Genomic DNA, 16,912 nt, shown 5'->3' with positions numbered 1-16,912 from the left:
ACAGCTCCGTTCACAGAAAGGTCCTACAAGGAGAACTCAGGCCTTGGCTACCCGCACGATCAGCGCGTCACCCTGGCCGCCGCCTCCGCACAGCGCGGCCGCGCCGACGCCGCCGCCGCGCCGCTTCAGCTCCAGGGCCAGGTGCAGGACGAGCCGCGCACCCGACATACCGATCGGGTGGCCCAGGGCGATGGCACCGCCGTTGACGTTCACCTTTTCGGAGGACACTCCGAGGTCCTTCATTGACTGCACCGCGACGGCGGCGAAGGCCTCGTTGATCTCGATCAGGTCGAGGTCGGAGACCTCCAGGCCCTCCTTCTTCAGGGCGTGCGCGATGGCGTTGGAGGGCTGGGACTGGAGGCTGTTGTCCGGCCCCGCCACGTTGCCGTGCGCGCCGATCTCGGCGATCCACTCCAGGCCGAGCTCCTGCGCCTTGGCCTTGCTCATCACGACGACCGCGGCCGCGCCGTCCGAGATCTGGGACGCCGAACCCGCCGTGATCGTGCCGTCCTTCGAGAACGCCGGGCGCAGCTTGCCGAGCGACTCCGCCGTGGTCTCGGCGCGGATGCCCTCGTCCTTGCTGAAGACGACCGGCTCGCCCTTGCGCTGCGGGATCTCGATCGGGGTGATCTCGGCCTCGAAGATGCCGTTCTTCTGGGCGGCGGCCGCGCGCTGGTGGGACTGGGCGGCGATCTCGTCCTGCTCGGGGCGCCGGATGCCGAGGCGGGTGTTGTGCTTCTCCGTGGACTCGCCCATGGCGATGTTCTCGAAGGAGTCGGTCAGACCGTCGTACGCCATCGCGTCGATCATCTCAACCGCGCCGTACTTGAAGCCCTCGCGGGACTTGGGCAGCAGGTGGGGGGCGTTGGTCATGGACTCCTGGCCGCCCGCGACGATCACGTCGAACTCGCCGGCGCGGATCAGCTGGTCCGCGAGCGCGATGGCGTCCAGGCCGGACAGACACACCTTGTTGATGGTGAGCGCCGGAACGTTCATCGGGATGCCGGCCTTGACCGCCGCCTGGCGCGCGGGGATCTGGCCCGCGCCGGCCTGGAGCACCTGGCCCATGATCACGTACTGCACCTGGTCGCCGCCGATTCCCGCACGGTCGAGGGCGGCCTTGATCGCGAAGCCGCCGAGGTCGGCTCCCGAGAAGGACTTCAGCGAGCCCAGCAACCGTCCCATGGGCGTACGGGCGCCCGCGACGATGACCGAGGTCGTGCTGTTCGTTCCAGACATGAGGTGCGATCCCCTTCCGGCTGCACTGCCGAGGAGTGAACGAGGGTTTACTTCGAATGTACTGAGTGGCACTCCGTGCCGTCACCGGGCCGCCGGTGTGATCGCGCGCACGTTGCGTAACCACCTCGGGAGCGCTGCACTGAGTTCCATGCTGACGCGAATCGACCACATCGGGATCGCCTGTTTCGACCTGGACAAGACCGTGGAGTTCTACCGGGCCACCTACGGCTTCGAGGTGTTCCACTCCGAGGTCAACGAGGAGCAGGGCGTCCGCGAGGCCATGCTCAAGATCAACGAAACCTCCGACGGCGGCGCCTCCTACCTGCAACTTCTCGAACCCACCCGCCCGGACTCCACCGTCGCGAAGTGGCTCGACAAGAACGGCGAGGGCGTCCACCACATCGCTTTCGGTACGGCGGACGTGGACGGCGACGCCGCGGACATCAAGGGCAAGGGCGTACGCGTCCTGTACGAAGAGCCCCGGCGCGGCTCCATGGGGTCACGAATCACCTTCCTGCACCCCAAGGATTGCCACGGCGTACTGACAGAACTGGTCACTTCGGCGCCTGTTGAGTCACCTGAGCACTGACCCCCGTACATATGGGCCGGTAGGGTTGGGGGCGGTCGCCGCTCAGTCCAGGGTGACCCGGCCCCGCCGTCAGAGGTGGGACCGTTTCCGGGGTCCGGGTTTCGGGGGACGAGGGTGGGGCAACAGCCCGTGCTCCGCCGTTGATCTGACACCATTCCCCGGGGGCCCCGTTCGGCGGATGGACGGTGCTCGTATGGGCAGACTTGCGACCAGGGGACGGATGGGACCGCGCAGTGCGGGGCTACGAACGCCAGGAGCGAGAGCCGGCGGCTGACGTCGACCACCTCTCTCGGTTCGAGGCCGAGATGGATCGGCTGAAGACCGAGCGGGAAAAGGCGATCCAGCACGCCGAGGACCTCGGCTACCAGGTCGAGGTGCTGCGCGCCAAGTTGCACGAGGCGCGGCGCACCATCATGTCCCGGCCGGCTTTCGACGGCGGTGACATCGGCTATCAGGCCGAACAGTTGCTGCGGAACGCCCAGGTCCAGGCCGACCAGCTGCGCCAGGAGGCGGAGCGGGAGCTGAGCCAGGCCCGGGCGCAGACCCAGCGCATCCTCCAGGAGCACGCGGAGAACGCGGCGCGGTTGCAGGCCGAGCTGCACCAGGAGGCGGTGACCCGCCGCCAGCAGCTGGACCAGGAGCTGGCCGAGCGCCGGCAGACGGTCGAGTCGCACGTCAACGAGAACGTGGCGTGGGCGGAGCAGCTGCGCGCCCGCACCGAGCAGCAGGCCCGCCGGCTCCTCGACGAGTCGCGCACCGAGGCCGAGCAGGCCCTGTCGGCCGCGCGCACCGAGGCCGAGCGGCTCACCGGCGAGGCCCGCCAGCGCCTCACGGGCGCGGCCGAGGAGGCCCGAGCGGAGGCCGAGCAGATCCTGCTCCGGGCCCGTACGGACGCCGAGCGGCTGCTGAACGCCGCCTCGACGCAGGCCCAGGAGGCCACCGACCACGCCGAGCAGCTGCGCAGCTCCACCGCGACCGAGTCGGACAGCGCCCGCCGGCAGGCCACCGAGCTCAGCCGGGCCGCCGAGCAGCGCATGTCGGAGGCCGAGGAGGCGCTACGCAAGGCGCAGTCCGAGGCCGAGAAGCTGATCACCGAGGCCAAGACGGCCGCCGAGAAGACGCTCTCCAGCGCCGAGTCGGCCAACGAGCAGCGCACGCGTACGGCGAAGGAGCAGGTCGCCCGCCTGGTCAGCGAGGCCACCAAGGAGGCCGAGAGCACCAAGGCGGACGCCGAGCAGGTCGTCGCCGACGCGCGCGCCGAGGCCGAGAAGATCGTTGAGGAGGCCGCCGAGAAGGCCCGCACGATCACCGCCGAGGAGAGCGCGACCCAGCTGTCGAAGGCGGCCAAGACCGCCGAGGACGTCCTCAACAAGGCACAGGAGGACGCCCAGAACACCACCAAGGCGGCGGCCGAGGAGGCGGAGCGCATCCGCACCGAGGCCGAGGCCGAGGCGGACCGGCTGCGCGCCGAGGCGCATGACATCGCCGAGCAGCTCAAGGGCTCGGCGAAGGACGACACCAAGGAGTACCGCGCCAAGACGGTCGAGTTGCAGGAGGAGGCCCGCCGGCTGCGCGGCGAGGCCGAGCAGCTGCGCTCCGAGGCGGTCGCCGAGGGCGAGAAGATCCGCGCGGAGGCCCGCAAGGAGGCCGTCCAGCAGATCGAGGAGGCGGCCAAGACCGCCGAGGAACTGCTCTCCAAGGCCAGGCAGGACGCGGACGAGCTGCGCCAGAAGGCCACGACGGACAGCGAGAAGGTCCGCACCGAGGCCATCGAGCGGGCGACGACGCTGCGCCGCCAGGCGGAGGAGACCCTCCAGCGCACCCGTCAGGAGGCCGAGCGGCACCGCGAGGAGGTCGTCGAGCAGGCCGAGGGCATCAAGTCCGACGCCGAGCGGGCCGCGCGGGAGCTGCACGAGGAGACCGAGCGAGCCATAGAGGGCCGCCGCGCGGAGGCCGCCGAGGAGCTGACGCGGCTGCACGCCGAGGCCGAGCAGCGGCTCGCGGCGGCCGAGCAGGCGCTGACCGACGCCCGCGAGGAGGCCGCGCGCATCCGGCGCGAGACCGCCGAGGAGACCGACCGGCTGCGCGCCGAGTCCGCCGAGCGGATCCGTACGCTCCAGCAGCAGGCCGAGGAGGAGGCCGACCGGCTGCGGAACGAGGCCGCGTCGGACGCGTCCGCGTCCCGTGCCGAGGGCGAGGCCATCGCCGTACGCCTCAGGTCGGAGGCCGCGGCCGAGGCGGAGCGGCTGAAGTCGGAGGCGCAGGACACCGCCGACCGGGTCCGCGCGGAGGCGCAGGCCGCCGCCGAGCGGCTCGCCACGGAGGCGTCCGAGACGCTGGCCGCCGCCCAGGAGGAGGCCGCCCGGCGCCGCCGCGAGGCCGAGGAACTCCTCGGTTCCGCCCGCCAGGAGGCGGACCAGGAGCGCGAGCGGGCCCGCGAGCAGAGCGAGGAGTTGCTGGCCTCCGCCCGCAAGCGGGTGGAGGAGGCGCAGGTTGAGGCGGTCCGGCTGGTCGAGGAGGCCGACCGGCGCGCCACCGAGATGGTGTCGGCGGCCGAGCAGCACGCGCAGCAGGTCCGCGACTCCGTGTCCGGGCTGCACGAGCAGGCCCAGGAGGAGATCTCCGGGCTGCGCAGCGCCGCCGAGCACGCGGCGGACCGTACCCGCCGGGAGGCGCAGGAGGAGGCGGACCGGGTCCGCTCCGACGCCTACGCCGAGCGGGAGCGGGCCAGCGAGGACGCGGGCCGCGTCCGGCGCGAGGCGAACGAGGAGTCCGAGGCCGCCAAGTCCCTCGCCGAGCGGACGGTCGGGGAGGCCATCGCCGAGGCGGAGCGACTGCGCTCGGAGGCCGCCGAGCATGTCCAGCGGGTGCGTACGGAGGCTTCGGACGCGATCGCCGAGGCCGACCAGGCCGCGTCCCGCACCCGGGCCGACGCCCGCGAGGACGCCAACCGGATCCGGTCGGACGCGGCGACGCAGGCCGACACTCTCATCACCGAGGCGCGTTCGGAGGCGGAGCGGCTCCAGTCGGAGACGGTCGCGGAGGCCGACCGGGTGCGCACCGACGCGCTCGCCAAGGCCGAGAAGCTGGTCGGGGACGCCACGTCGGACGCGGAGCGGCTGCGCGCCGAGGCCGCGGAGACCGTGGGGTCGGCGCAGCAGCACGCCGAGCGGGTCCGCGGCGAGTCCGCGCGCGTGAAGGCCGACGCGGAGGCGAAGGCCGAGCAGCTGGTGACCTCCGCGCGCGAGGAGGCCGAGCGCACGCTCGACGAGGCCCGCAAGGCCGCCAACAAGCGGCGCTCCGAGGCGGCCGAGCAGGTCGACACGCTCATCACGGAGACCACGGCCGAGGCCGACAAGCTGCTGACCGAGGCGCAGCAGCAGGCGCACAAGACGACCGCGGACGCCGAGGGACAGGCCGACACCATGGTGGGCGCCGCCCGCACGGAGGCCGACCGGCTGGTCTCCGAGGCGACGGTCGAGGGCAACTCGATGGTGGAGAAGGCCCGTACGGACGCGGACGAGCTGCTCGTCGGCGCCCGCCGGGACGCCACCTCGATCAGGGAGCGCGCGGAGGAGCTGCGCGACCGCATCACGACCGAGATCGAGAGCCTGCACGAGCGGGCCCGCCGCGAGGCCGCCGAGACGATGAAGTCGACCGGCGACCGCTGCGACGCCCTCATCAAGGCCGCCGAGGAGCAGCTGGCCAAGGCGCAGGCGAAGGCCAAGGAGCTGGTCTCGGAGGCGAACTCCGAGGCGGGCAAGGTCCGTATCGCCGCCGTGAAGAAGGCCGAGGGGCTCCTGAAGGAGGCCGAGCAGAAGCGATCCACGGTGATCCGGGAGGCCGAGGAGCTCAAGGCCGAGGCGATCCGCGAGGCCCGGCGCACGGTCGAGGAGGGCAAGCGCGAGCTGGAGGTCCTGGTCCGGCGCCGCGAGGACATCAACGCCGAGATCTCCCGTGTCCAGGACGTCCTGGAGGCGTTGGAGTCCTTCGAGACACCGGGCGCGGCGAAGGACGGCGGGGTCAAGGCGGGTGCGACAGTGGGCGCCCCTCGATCGGGTGGCAAGTCGTCAGACAGCTAGCGGGACGACCGGTTTCCGGTGTCTCCTGGGGCCTTTGACCAAGTTTTTGGCAAGCCGTCCGACGGTTAGCCACTCAAAAGGGGTCTCATTCTCCAGATCAAACACGTATCCGCTCGATGACACACCGCTTCGGCCCCTAGGATTCCACTTATCACCTCACCGGTCTCATTCGACAGGAACCCCATGAGCGACACTTCCCCCTACGGCTTCGAGCTTGTGCGGCGTGGGTACGACCGCGCGCAGGTGGACGAACGGATCTCCAAGCTCGTCTCCGACCGTGACAGCGCTCTCGCCCGCATCACCGCTCTGGAAAAGCGCATCGAGGAGCTCCACCTCGAGACGCAGAACGCCCAGGCCCAGGTAACCGACGCAGAGCCGTCGTACGCCGGCCTCGGCGCGCGTGTCGAGAAGATCCTCCGCCTCGCCGAGGAAGAGGCCAAGGATCTGCGCGAGGAGGCACGTCGCGCGGCCGAGCAGCACCGCGAGCTCGCGGAGTCGGCGGCCCAGCAGGTCCGCAACGACGCAGAATCGTTCGCTGCGGAGCGCAAGGCCAAGGCCGAGGACGAAGGCGTCCGGATCGTCGAGAAGGCCAAGAGCGACGCGTCCCAGCTGCGCTCCGAGGCTCAGAAGGACGCGCAGTCCAAGCGTGAGGAGGCCGACGCCCTCTTCGAGGAGACCCGCGCCAAGGCCGCTCAGGCCGCCGCCGACTTCGAGACGAACCTCGCCAAGCGCCGCGAGCAGTCCGAGCGCGACCTGGCGTCCCGTCAGCAGAAGGCGGAGAAGCGCCTCGCGGAGATCGAGCACCGCGCGGAGCAGCTGCGTCTGGAGGCGGAGAAGCTGCGCACCGACGCCGAGCGCCGTGCCCGCCAGACGGTGGAGACGGCCCAGCGTCAGGCCGAGGACATCGTGGCGGACGCCAACGCCAAGGCCGACCGCATCCGTTCGGAATCCGAGCGCGAGCTCGCGGCTCTCACCAACCGCCGCGACAGCATCAACGCTCAGCTGACGAACGTCCGCGAGATGCTGGCGACCCTCACGGGCGCCGCGGTGGCCGCCGCCGGCACGCCGGCCGAGGACGAGCCGATCTCCCGCGGGGTGCCCGCCCAGCAGACCCGGTAACGATCGGGCACACATCTGCTGAATTTCGGCAAAGCCCTCTGCCACTGGGGTGGCAGAGGGCTTTGTCCCGTTTTAGCGTGGGCCGCATGATCGAGCTTGAGGGGCTGACCAAGCGGTACGGCGACAAGGTGGCGGTCAACAACCTCACCTTCACCGTCAGACCGGGCGTCGTCACCGGCTTCCTCGGCCCCAACGGCGCCGGGAAGTCCACGACCATGCGGATGGTCCTGGGCCTCGATCACCCCACCGGCGGCCACGTCCGTATCGACGGCAGGCGTTACGACCAGCTCAAGGACCCGCTGACGTATATCGGGGCCCTGCTGGAGGCCAAGGCCTGGCACGGCGGGCGCAGTGCCTTCAACCACCTGCTGTGCCTCGCACAGAGCAACGGCATCCCGAGGAGCCGGGTGCGTGAGGTGCTGGAGACGGTCGGGCTGACGGCGGTCGCCAGGAAGAAGACCAAGGGCTTCTCGATGGGCATGGGACAGCGGCTCGGGATCGCGGGCGCGCTGCTCGGCGATCCACGGATCCTGATGTTCGACGAGCCGGTCAACGGGCTCGACCCCGAGGGCATCCACTGGATCCGCAACCTGATGAAATCCCTGGCCGCCCAGGGGCGGACCGTGTTCGTCTCCTCCCACCTGATGAGCGAGATGGCCCTGACCGCCGACCACCTCGTGGTCATCGGTCAGGGACGGCTGCTCGCCGACACCTCCATGGCCGACTTCATCGAGCGCAACTCGCGGTCGTACGTCCGTATCCGCACCCCGCAGCGGGAACGGCTGCTCGACGTCCTGCACACCGCCGGGACCACGGCCGTGGAGACCGGTGACGGCACGCTGGAGGTCGACGGCAGCAAGGCCGAGCAGATCGGGGAGCTGGCGGCGGGGCACGGGATCGTGCTGCACGAGCTGAGCCCGCAACAGGCCTCCCTGGAGGAGGCGTTCATGCAACTGACCGCGGAGTCGGTGGAGTACCACGCGCACGCCGACACGCTGCCCCGCGAACAGCGGCCGCTGCGGGAGCAGCAGTCGTGGGGCGACGAGTGGAGGAGGAGCTGAGCATGGCAGCCACCCAGGTCGTCCGCTCCGAATGGACCAAGATCCGGTCCGTGGCCTCCACCGTGTGGACGCTCTCTCTCGCCGTGGTGGTCACCATCGCGCTCGGGATGCTGATCTCGGCCCTGTCGAACAACGAGTTCGACAACATGAGCGAGCGGGACAGGCTCTCCTTCGATCCGACCTTCATCAGCTTCGCCGGGATGAGTCTCGGTCAGCTCGCGCTGATCGTGTTCGGCGTGCTCGTCGTCTCGAACGAGTACAGCACCGGCATGATCCGCACCTCGCTGGCCGCCGTGCCGCAACGCGGGACCTTCCTGGCCAGCAAGATCGCGGTGGCGACCGGCCTCGCGCTCGTCGTCGGCCTGGCCACCAGCTTCGTCACCTTCTTCCTCGGGCAGGCGATGCTCGGCTACCACCGGGCGGAGATCGGCGACCCGGGGGTGATGCGCGCGGTGATCGGCGGCGGGCTCTACATGACCCTCATCGCGATGTTCTCGATGGGTGTCGCCGCGATGCTGCGGTCGCCGATGCTGTCGCTGGGCATCCTGATGCCGTTCTTCTTCCTGGTCTCCAACATCCTCGGCAACGTCTCGGCGACCGAGAAGATCGGCCGGTATCTGCCCGACCAGGCCGGAAGCAAGATCATGCAGGTGGTCACCCCGGTCGACGACGAGACACCGTACGGCCCCTGGGGCGGGCTCGCGATCATGGCGCTGTGGGTGATCGCGGCACTCGTCGGCGGGTACGTCACGCTCAAGAAGCGGGACGCCTAGCGGCACGTCCGAGTGGGATGTATGTGCGGAATGTCCGGGGTTGACCACGGTCGGGAGCGTGGGCGGCCGAAGTTTTACTCGCCCTTGAGCGGAACCGTCAGCGCCTCGGTATCCTCCTAACCCTTACGGGGGGCGTGTGCCCCGCTGTCCTGAACCTTTCGATGGGTGCGGAGCATGATCGAGGCAGTCGGCCTGACCAAGCGCTACGGCGACAAGACCGCTGTGTACAACCTGTCCTTCCAGGTACGGCCCGGTTCCGTCACCGGCTTCCTGGGCCCCAACGGCTCGGGCAAGTCGACGACGATGCGGATGATCCTCGGCCTGGACAACCCGTCCGCGGGACAAGTCACGATCGGCGGCTATCCGTACCGCAAGCTGCCCAACGCCCCCCGCCAGGTCGGCGCGCTGCTGGACGCCAAGGCCGTGCACGGCGGCCGGGCCGCCCGCAACCACCTGCTGTCCCTGGCCCAGCTGTCCGGCATCCCGGCCCGGCGGGTGGACGAGGTGCTGGGCGTGGTCGGCCTCCAGGACGTGGCCGGAAAGCGGTCCAAGGGCTTCTCGCTCGGCATGGGGCAGCGGCTGGGCATCGCCGCGGCGCTGCTCGGCGACCCGCAGGTGCTGCTGTTCGACGAGCCGGTCAACGGCCTGGACCCCGAGGGCATCCTCTGGGTGCGGAACCTGATGAAGTCGCTGGCGGCCGAGGGCCGCACCGTCTTCGTCTCCTCCCACCTCATGAGCGAGATGGCGCTGACCGCCGACCACCTCATCGTCATCGGGCGCGGTCAGCTGCTCGCCGACATGAGCGTCAAGGACTTCATCGCGGCGAACTCCGCCGGCTTCGCCCGGGTCCGTACGCCCGACACCGAGCCGCAGCTGCGCGAGAAGCTGTCCACGGCGCTCGCCGAGGCGGGCGGGCACGTGCTGCCCGAGCAGGACGGCGCGCTGCGGGTGACCGGGCTGCCGCTCCCCCGCATCAGCGACATCGCGCACGACACGGACGTACGGCTGTGGGAGCTGTCGCCGCACCAGGCCTCGCTGGAGGAGGCGTACATGCGGATGACACAGGGTGCCGTCGACTACCGCTCGACGACCGACCAGAAGGCAGGGCTCCAGCAGCCGCTGCCGCCGGGCGCGCAGCCGCCGATGCCGGTGCCGGGTCAGGGCCAGCCCGGCTGGTACGCCCCGCCGCCGCCCCAGCAGGGCGGGCAGCCGTTCGCCGCGCCGCAGGGCCAGCCGGGGCCGTACGGCGCCCCTGGCGCGCCCGCTGCGGCGCCGGGGGCGGACGCGTCCAACCCGTACGCCCAGCACGCGCCCCAGGCGCCCCAGGGCCCGGCCCAGCCCCCTGCCGCGCCGCCGCAGGCCCCGGCCCAGCCGCCCGTCACTCCCTCCGCCCCTGCCGCCCCGACCAAGCCCGAGGACGCCCGATGAGCACGCCCCAGCCTCCGATGCCGCAGACCGCCGCACCGAACTGGCAGGCGGCGCCCGGCTCGTCGTACCCCGGCTACACCTCGCCGATCCCCGTCGTGCGCACGCACCTCGGGCACGCGCTCGCCTCCGAGTGGACGAAGATCCGCTCGGTGCGCTCCACGATGTGGACGCTCGGCGTGTTCGTGCTGCTCGTCGTCGGCATCGGCCTGGCGGCCGCCGCGCTGGTCGCCGCCAACTCCTCGGACGGCAGCCTGAGCCAGGAGAACCCACTGTCACTCGGCTTCTTCGGGCTGCTGCTCGGCAGCATGTGCATCATCACGCTCGGCGTGCTGACCACCGCCTCGGAGTACGGCACCGGCATGATCCGGACCACGATGACCGCCTGCCCGTCCCGCGGCCGGGTGCTGGCGGCGAAGTCGATCGTGTTCTTCGCGGTCGCGTTCGTGGTGACGCTGGCGTCGGCCTTCCTCGTCGCCCTCGCCGACGTGTCCATGCTGGACGCGCGGGACCCCAGCGGCCAGGAGTGGCTGAAGGGCACGGTCGGCATCTCGCTCTACATCGCGCTGCTCGGCCTGCTCTCGCTCGTCGTCGGCTCGATCATCCGGCACTCGGCGGGCGCGATCACGATCATGATCGGTGTGCTGCTGGCCCCGCTGGTCATCGCGCTGTTCATGTTCTCGGAGTCGCTGCGGGACCTGCAGCAGGCCCTGTTCGAGTACTCCATCCCGAACCAGCTCAGCGTCTTCTACTCCCAGTCCCTCAGCGACTCCGGCCCGTCCGGCTGGGACCCCCTGTGGATCATGCTCGTGGTGACCGCGGCCGCGTTCGCCGCCGCGTACGCCCTGCTGGAGAACCGGGACGTGTGAACCTGCCCGGCAGGCTCCGGGCCCTGTCCTAGAACTTCGGCGTGTTACGGGACCGCTGCACCCGCGTGGTGCGGCGGTCCTTCGCGTTCCAGCAGGCCTTGTGCCAGTGCCGGCGGTCGTCGACGCCCGCGTGGTCCGGCCAGGCGACGACGTGCGGGACGCCGTCCGGGATCATCTGGTCGCAGCCGGGGCAGCGGTACGCCTTGCCCTGCGCGCTGGCGCCCGCCACATGCCGTACGTTCCACTCCTCGCCCTGCCAGCTCTCCGCGGACTGCCAGCCGCCGTAGCGGCCGGAACGGTCGTCCTCGGCGCTGGGTCCGGACGAGCCGGCTCCCTTGGGTCGGTTGCGACGCGGGGACACGGAACACCTCACGGGGCTATACAGGATGCAGGGGCCATGTCCAGCCTACGCGGCGGGGACAGGGGTAGTCGTACGGCACCAACCCCCACAAGTCCCCCACGCCGACGATCGATTCTTCAGTCAATCCGCAAATCTCTTCGTCAAGCCGTGTCCTCGGCACGTGTCAGACGGTTATGCCGGGTGGGGGAGCTCCGCGTCGGAGCCAAGGAAGCAGGAAAAGGCAATGCACGTAGGAAGTTTCGTGTTGGCTGCCCGGTTCCCGGGACAGGGCGAGGGGGAGGCGCTGCACCGCGCCGTCCGCTCCGCCGAGGTCGCCGAGGAAGCGGGGCTCGACACGGTCTGGGTGGCCGAGCACCACTTCGTGCCGTACGGCACCTGTCCGTCCGCGATCACCCTGGCCGCCCTGCTGCTCGGCCGCACCCGGCGGCTGCGGGTCGGGACCGCGGTCAGCGTGCTGCCCACCGTCCACCCGGTGGCCCTCGGAGAGCAGGCCGCGCTGCTGCACATCGCCTCCGGCGGGCGGTTCTCGCTGGGCGTGGGGCGCGGCGGGCCGTGGGTCGACCTGGAGGTCTTCGGCTCGGGTCTCAAGGCGTACGAGCAGGGGTTCCCCGAATCTCTCGACCTCCTGCTGCGCTGGCTGCGCGAGCCCTCGGTCGCGTCCACCGGCGAGCAGTTCGACTTCCGCGAAGTCCCGGTCGTGCCCAGGCCGTCGGAGTGCCTCACGGACGTCGAGGGACCCGAGGTCGTCGTCGCGTGCACGTCGCCGAAGAGCGTGCGACTGGCCGCCGAGCGCGGACTGTCGATGCTGCTCGGGATGCATGTGGGCGACGAGGAGAAGGCCGAGATGGTCGCCCTGTGGCGGGAGCACGCGCGTGCGGCCGGGCGGTCACCGGACGAGATCCGCGGCGCGGCCCATGTGTCGGCCGGGGTCTGCCAGATCGCGGACCGGCGCACGGACGCGGTGGAGACGCTGACGAAGGCGATGCCCGGCTGGCTCCGCCAGGGCCTGGAGGCCCATGTGACGGTGGACGGCCGCCATCGCGCGATGCGCGACCCGCTGGCGTACACCGAACTGCTCTGCGGACTGCACCCGGTCGGCACCCCGCGCCTGTGCGCCGACCGCCTGGCGGCGACCAGCGAACGGACCGGTATCTCGCGTTTCGCCCTGCTCGTCGAGGGCTCGGGCGACCTGGCGGCGACCGAGGAGAACGTCCGACGGCTGGGCGCCGAAGTGCTGCCGCACCTCGGCTGAATCACCCGGTCCCGGATCGACGGCCGGTACCGCCAGGGGGCTTGCCGCCCGGTACTGATTGCACCTCCCGCGTACGGAGCGGCAAGCAAGCGGCTTACTGCGTCAGCAGTCCCTGAATTCCGGGGACTGGTTCAGCAGCTGGCTGCGCACCGAGGTGAAGCGGGCATGCGTCTCGTCGACCGAGGCGTCAAGCGGGAACACCGCCACCCGGTGGCAGTTCTGGAAGGCCAGTCGCACCCCGAAGTGCCGCTGCAGCGCGCCGCGTATCGCGTCACTCGCAAGCGCACGCAGCAGCTGGCCACGTGCCTGCTCGTCCGGCGGGGGCGTCTGGTTGTCGGCGAACGAGCCGCCGTCGACCTTCAGCTGGGCCACCAGGGAGCTGATCATCTCCCACGCATAGGGCAGGGAGGTCCGGACGCAGTCGACGAAGGCTGCTTCGTCGACCTCGCCTCGCTCGGCCTGTTCGAGTAGGGCCGGTGAGACGTCGAGCGACATGGGTTCTCCTCTCGCACCCCCACAACAGCGGGGGTTGCCTGACAGATAGGGGAGTTCGCGATACCGAACACTCTGTGTACACGCGTCGCGACCTCCCGTTTAATACGGTAGGCAACAGACGGTGACGGCACCAGGAGAATGCGTACATGGGCGGTCCCCGTTGGACACACCAGGCGCACAATCGGCCAGAAATGAACAGGGGCAGTCCGGGGTCATACGGACTCCCCCAGGGCGAATCGCGTCGACCGGGACCCGTCGAGTAGCGTTGCCGACCATGCGTCTCGTCATTGCCCGATGCTCCGTCGACTACGCGGGCCGGCTCACCGCCCACCTGCCCTCGGCGCCCCGTCTGATCCTGGTCAAGGCGGACGGCAGCGTCTCGATCCACGCGGACGACCGGGCCTACAAGCCCCTGAACTGGATGTCGCCGCCCTGCACCCTGAAAGAGGGTGACGGCGAGCAGAAGGACATCTGGACGGTCACGAACAAGGGGGGCGAGAAGCTCATCATCACGATGGAGGAGATCCTCCACGACTCCTCCCACGAACTCGGCGTGGACCCCGGCCTGATCAAGGACGGCGTGGAAGCGCACCTCCAGGAGCTCCTCGCCGACCGCATCGAGACCCTCGGCGAGGGCTACACGCTCATCCGCCGCGAGTACATGACGGCCATCGGCCCGGTCGACATCCTGTGCCGCGACGCCGAGGGCCAGACCGTCGCGGTCGAGATCAAGCGCCGCGGCGAGATCGACGGCGTGGAGCAACTCACCCGCTATCTGGACCTGCTGAACCGCGACCCCCACCTCGCGCCGGTCCGCGGCGTCTTCGCGGCCCAGGAGATCAAGCCCCAGGCCCGCGTCCTCGCGACGGACCGCGGGATCGGCTGCCAGGTGCTGGACTACGACGCCATGCGCGGGATCGAGGACGACAAGCTGCGGCTGTTCTGACGCCCGCTTCCAGGCAGTTGCACGACGGTGAGGGCCGGGTCCTGAGGATGGACCCGGCCCTCTCGTCTCTCCGCTTGTCCTGAATCGGGGTCAGATCACGGAATCGGAGCCCGTGCTCGGCGTGCCCGCATCGGTGCTCTGCGGGGCGCTCGCGGAACTGGTGGTCTCCGTGGGGCTGGAGGAGGCCGGGCCGCTGGCCGAGGTGGAGCTCGTCGGAGTGTCCGTCGGAGGCGTCGTCGGGTCCTCCGTCGGCTCCTCGGTGGGCTCCTCGGTCGGCTCCTCCGTGGGCTCCTCGGTCGGCTCCTCGGTCTCCGTCTCGGTCGGCCTGGGCGAGGTCGGCGGCCTCGGCGTCGACGACGGTGGCTTCGACGGCGAGTTCGACGAACCGCCGCCGGGCTTCTGCGTCCCGCTCGGGTCGTCCGACGGATCCGTCGCGTCATCGGTGGGCGTCGGGTCGTCCGACGTGCCGTACGTCCCGTCGGGGCCCGGGTCGGTCGGGCGGCTCGTGGCCGTGCCCGTGTCCCCGGTGCCCTTGTCGTCGTCGCCCTCCGCCTTGTCGGCTCCGAGGCTGTCGTCGCCGATGCCCTGGCTGGCGGACGGGTTCACGCCGACCTGGGTGGCCGGGTTGTCGGGGTTGTTGTCGGACGTGGCGCCGAGCGTCACCACCGTGCCGAGTACGGCCACGAGCAGGGCGCCCGAGCCGGCCGCGACGAGGTTGCGCCGTGCGAAGCCCCTGATACCGCCACTGCCCTTGTGCGAGGGCGCCGGGGACGACAGCGAGGCCGTCGACGAGGCCCGGTGGGTGACCAGGGTCGTGGCCTCCCCGGCCGGCGGGAACGCGGCGGCCGGCACTCCTCCGGGCGGCGACTGGGACTCCTCGTACCGCGCGTCCGGCACCTCCTCCCCCGCCGTCGCGCCGAACGCGACCAGCCCCGGCGTCGTACCGGAGCGGTCCGCGACCAGCGCGAGGGCGCGGCGGCCCGCGACCGTGCCGCGCTTGTCGGCGAGGGCTCCACGCAGGCCGATGGAGGTCTCCAGCTCGGTGCGGGCCCGGTCCAGCCGGCCGCCGCAGAGCGCGAGGATGCCCAACTCATGGTGGAAGTAGGCCTGTTCGGTGACCTCACCGGCCAGGCGGGCGGCCTCGGCGCCCGCCCGCAGCGCCCGCTCCCAGGCGCTCCAGTGCAGCCCGGCCGCGAACGCCGGTCCCGCTGTGCGGGCCAGCCGCACGGTCGGGCTCTCCTCGTCCTCGGCGGGCGGCGTCGTGGTCGGCACGAGCGCGCCCAACGCGGCGAGCACGGCGTCCGCCTCGGCGCACACGCGCTCCGGCGTGACCGAGGGGTGCCCGGCCCACCAGGCGTAGTGCCGCGCGGCGGTCAGGGCGCTGTCCCCGACGTCCTCGGCGTATCCGGCGGCCGCCAGCTGGGCCCGTACGCCCGCGGCGAGCCGGTAGCGGGAGCCGACCGGTGAGACCAGCCCGCAGTCGGCCAGCTCGCCCAGGGCGGCGTCCGCGTGGGTGTCCCCGACCAGCGCGGGCAGATGCGCCTGGTGCGGCAGCTCGCCGCCGAGCGCGACGGCGAACCTCAGGGTGGCGCGGGCCGAGGCGCTGAGCCGCGAGGCGAGCAGCGGCGCGGGCCCGGCTGCCTCGCCGAGCGACGGCAGGGGTGTCTCCTCGCCGCCGGCCTCGGTGCCGCCGTACGCCGCGTCCTCCGGCGGCGTGTCCTCGAAGATCCCGTACTCGTCGGCTGCGTCCGCGCCGGCCCGCAGCCGGTCCCGCTGCCGCAGCAGGGCCCCGGCCTGGACGAACCTGAGCGGCAGGCCCTCCGACTCGAACCACAGGTCGCCCGCCCAGTTCGCCTCGTCCTCGGTGAGGACCCGGCCGACCTGGCGCTCCAGGAGCTCCACGCTCGCGGCACGGTCGAGGCCGCCGAGGGCGACCTCCTCGATGCCGGACTCGACGGACGGCACGGGCACGTCGGGCGTGGCGCCGAGCAGGAACGCGCACTCGGGGGTCGCGTCCAGCAGCTCGTCGAGCGCGGCGCCGCCGAACTCGAGGTCGTCCACGACGACGACCGCGCCGATCTCCCGCACGAAGGCGAGCAGGTCGTCCTGATCCGGGCGGTGCAGGGGTGCGCTGTAGACGGCGTAGAAGAGGTCGTACAGGAGGTCCGCGGGCGTGCGGTGGAAGCCGGTGAGCCGGACCACGCCGTCGGGGGCGAGGTCCGCGCAGTCCTCGGCGACGAGGTCGAGGAGGCTGGTGCGACCGGCGCCGGCGGAGCCCACCAGGCGTACGGAGCGTCCGCGGGCGAGCATGCGGACCAGCTGTTCGCGCTCGTCCTGGCGGGTGAGCAGCGGCTCGGCGGGACGGGCCGGCCCGGGTGGGACGGGCGGCTTCGCGGCGCGGTCGACCTCGGCGCGTTCGGCCGGGGTCAGCCTCTCGGGCCGCGACGGCCGCTCCGCCGGCGGGCAGACCTCGATCTCGCTGCCGTCGACGGGGTTGACGGTGAGCAGGAAGTCGCCCGAGACCAGCTGCACGGTCCGGGCGAGTGCGGGCGAGTGCTGTCCGAAATCGGGTGTGAGGGGGTCCCTGGGCGGGCGATGGCGCGACGACTGGCCGTCACCGTCATGGCCGTACTCCTCGGGTCCCCGGTTGTTCGGGTCCATAGGTTTCAAGCCCCCCAAAAGCGTCGTGTGCCTGAGCCAA

The 16,912-nt window shown here is 71.4% G+C and carries 13 protein-coding genes; 9 read left to right on the top strand and 4 right to left on the bottom strand.

Going from position 1 to position 16,912, the window contains the following annotated elements; genetic code table 11:
* Positions 1-36: 36 nt before the first annotated feature.
* Entirely contained in the window at positions 37-1,239 is a 1,203-nt protein-coding gene (locus ACFU95_RS04105) for an acetyl-CoA C-acetyltransferase (RefSeq protein ID WP_383821342.1), read from the bottom strand.
* A 148-nt stretch (positions 1,240-1,387) separates the two neighbouring features.
* Between ACFU95_RS04105 and mce the strand changes: the two genes are divergently transcribed.
* The 7 genes from mce to ACFU95_RS04070 all read left to right on the top strand — a co-directional run bounded on the left by mce (position 1,388) and on the right by ACFU95_RS04070 (position 11,157).
* On the top strand, positions 1,388-1,828 hold the full coding sequence (gene mce, locus ACFU95_RS04100) for a methylmalonyl-CoA epimerase (RefSeq protein WP_030046674.1): 441 nt from the start codon (positions 1,388-1,390) through the stop codon (positions 1,826-1,828).
* Between the two features lie 233 nt (positions 1,829-2,061).
* Positions 2,062-5,910 (top strand): polarized growth protein Scy, encoded by a 3,849-nt coding sequence (scy, locus tag ACFU95_RS04095; protein WP_383821338.1) that lies wholly within the window; start codon positions 2,062-2,064, stop codon positions 5,908-5,910.
* A 183-nt stretch (positions 5,911-6,093) separates the two neighbouring features.
* Positions 6,094-7,029, top strand: a complete 936-nt coding sequence (locus ACFU95_RS04090; RefSeq protein ID WP_030046672.1) for a cellulose-binding protein — start codon at positions 6,094-6,096, stop codon at positions 7,027-7,029.
* Between the two features lie 86 nt (positions 7,030-7,115).
* The gene (locus ACFU95_RS04085; RefSeq protein ID WP_383821336.1) at positions 7,116-8,090 is read left to right on the top strand and encodes an ABC transporter ATP-binding protein; all 975 of its coding nucleotides are present in this window, start codon (positions 7,116-7,118) and stop codon (positions 8,088-8,090) included.
* 2 nt (positions 8,091-8,092) lie between these two features.
* A complete protein-coding gene (locus ACFU95_RS04080; protein WP_383821334.1) occupies positions 8,093-8,863 on the top strand; it encodes an ABC transporter permease in 771 nt (256 codons plus the stop codon).
* A gap of 174 nt (positions 8,864-9,037) precedes the next feature.
* The gene (locus ACFU95_RS04075; RefSeq protein ID WP_383821331.1) at positions 9,038-10,291 is read left to right on the top strand and encodes an ABC transporter ATP-binding protein; all 1,254 of its coding nucleotides are present in this window, start codon (positions 9,038-9,040) and stop codon (positions 10,289-10,291) included.
* Positions 10,288-11,157: an ABC transporter permease subunit gene (locus ACFU95_RS04070; RefSeq protein WP_383821328.1), complete on the top strand. Its 870-nt coding sequence runs from the start codon at positions 10,288-10,290 to the stop codon at positions 11,155-11,157. The genes ACFU95_RS04075 and ACFU95_RS04070 overlap by 4 nt, the downstream gene beginning before the upstream one ends.
* Positions 11,158-11,185: 28 nt before the next feature.
* Here ACFU95_RS04070 and ACFU95_RS04065 read toward each other — a convergent pair whose 3' ends face one another.
* A complete protein-coding gene (locus ACFU95_RS04065; RefSeq protein WP_383821326.1) occupies positions 11,186-11,518 on the bottom strand; it encodes an ATP/GTP-binding protein in 333 nt (110 codons plus the stop codon).
* A gap of 223 nt (positions 11,519-11,741) precedes the next feature.
* Here ACFU95_RS04065 and ACFU95_RS04060 point away from each other — a divergent pair, with 223 nt between their 5' ends.
* Complete coding sequence (locus tag ACFU95_RS04060) at positions 11,742-12,770, top strand: LLM class flavin-dependent oxidoreductase (protein ID WP_383821323.1); 1,029 nt, start codon at positions 11,742-11,744, stop codon at positions 12,768-12,770.
* A gap of 102 nt (positions 12,771-12,872) precedes the next feature.
* On the opposite strand, the gene ACFU95_RS04055 is transcribed toward ACFU95_RS04060, so the two are convergent.
* Positions 12,873-13,265, bottom strand: coding sequence for an SCO5389 family protein (locus ACFU95_RS04055; RefSeq protein WP_030046665.1), 393 nt, complete (start codon positions 13,263-13,265; stop codon positions 12,873-12,875).
* A 274-nt stretch (positions 13,266-13,539) separates the two neighbouring features.
* Here ACFU95_RS04055 and nucS point away from each other — a divergent pair, with 274 nt between their 5' ends.
* Positions 13,540-14,211, top strand: a complete 672-nt coding sequence (gene nucS / locus ACFU95_RS04050) for an endonuclease NucS (protein ID WP_383821319.1) — start codon at positions 13,540-13,542, stop codon at positions 14,209-14,211.
* Positions 14,212-14,301: 90 nt separating this feature from the next.
* On the opposite strand, the gene ACFU95_RS04045 is transcribed toward nucS, so the two are convergent.
* A complete protein-coding gene (locus ACFU95_RS04045) occupies positions 14,302-16,872 on the bottom strand; it encodes an ATP-binding protein (protein WP_383821318.1) in 2,571 nt (856 codons plus the stop codon).
* Positions 16,873-16,912 lie beyond the last annotated feature (40 nt).

It is taken from the genome of Streptomyces sp. NPDC057623, assembly GCF_042800355.1.
In the GTDB taxonomy this organism is placed as follows: Bacteria; Actinomycetota; Actinomycetes; order Streptomycetales; family Streptomycetaceae; genus Streptomyces.
The sequence above is the reverse complement of the archived record's forward strand: the minus strand, read 5'-3'. Positions and strand labels throughout refer to the sequence as shown.

Coding starts and splice junctions, on each gene's coding strand:
- ACFU95_RS04105 (WP_383821342.1), bottom strand. CDS start 1,239: ATGTCTGGAACGAACAGCACGACCTCGGTCATCGTCGCGGGCGCCCGT.
- mce (WP_030046674.1), top strand. CDS start 1,388: ATGCTGACGCGAATCGACCACATCGGGATCGCCTGTTTCGACCTGGAC.
- ACFU95_RS04090 (WP_030046672.1), top strand. CDS start 6,094: ATGAGCGACACTTCCCCCTACGGCTTCGAGCTTGTGCGGCGTGGGTAC.
- ACFU95_RS04085 (WP_383821336.1), top strand. CDS start 7,116: ATGATCGAGCTTGAGGGGCTGACCAAGCGGTACGGCGACAAGGTGGCG.
- ACFU95_RS04080 (WP_383821334.1), top strand. CDS start 8,093: ATGGCAGCCACCCAGGTCGTCCGCTCCGAATGGACCAAGATCCGGTCC.
- ACFU95_RS04075 (WP_383821331.1), top strand. CDS start 9,038: ATGATCGAGGCAGTCGGCCTGACCAAGCGCTACGGCGACAAGACCGCT.
- ACFU95_RS04070 (WP_383821328.1), top strand. CDS start 10,288: ATGAGCACGCCCCAGCCTCCGATGCCGCAGACCGCCGCACCGAACTGG.
- ACFU95_RS04060 (WP_383821323.1), top strand. CDS start 11,742: ATGCACGTAGGAAGTTTCGTGTTGGCTGCCCGGTTCCCGGGACAGGGC.
- ACFU95_RS04055 (WP_030046665.1), bottom strand. CDS start 13,265: ATGTCGCTCGACGTCTCACCGGCCCTACTCGAACAGGCCGAGCGAGGC.
- nucS (WP_383821319.1), top strand. CDS start 13,540: ATGCGTCTCGTCATTGCCCGATGCTCCGTCGACTACGCGGGCCGGCTC.
- ACFU95_RS04045 (WP_383821318.1), bottom strand. CDS start 16,872: ATGGACCCGAACAACCGGGGACCCGAGGAGTACGGCCATGACGGTGAC.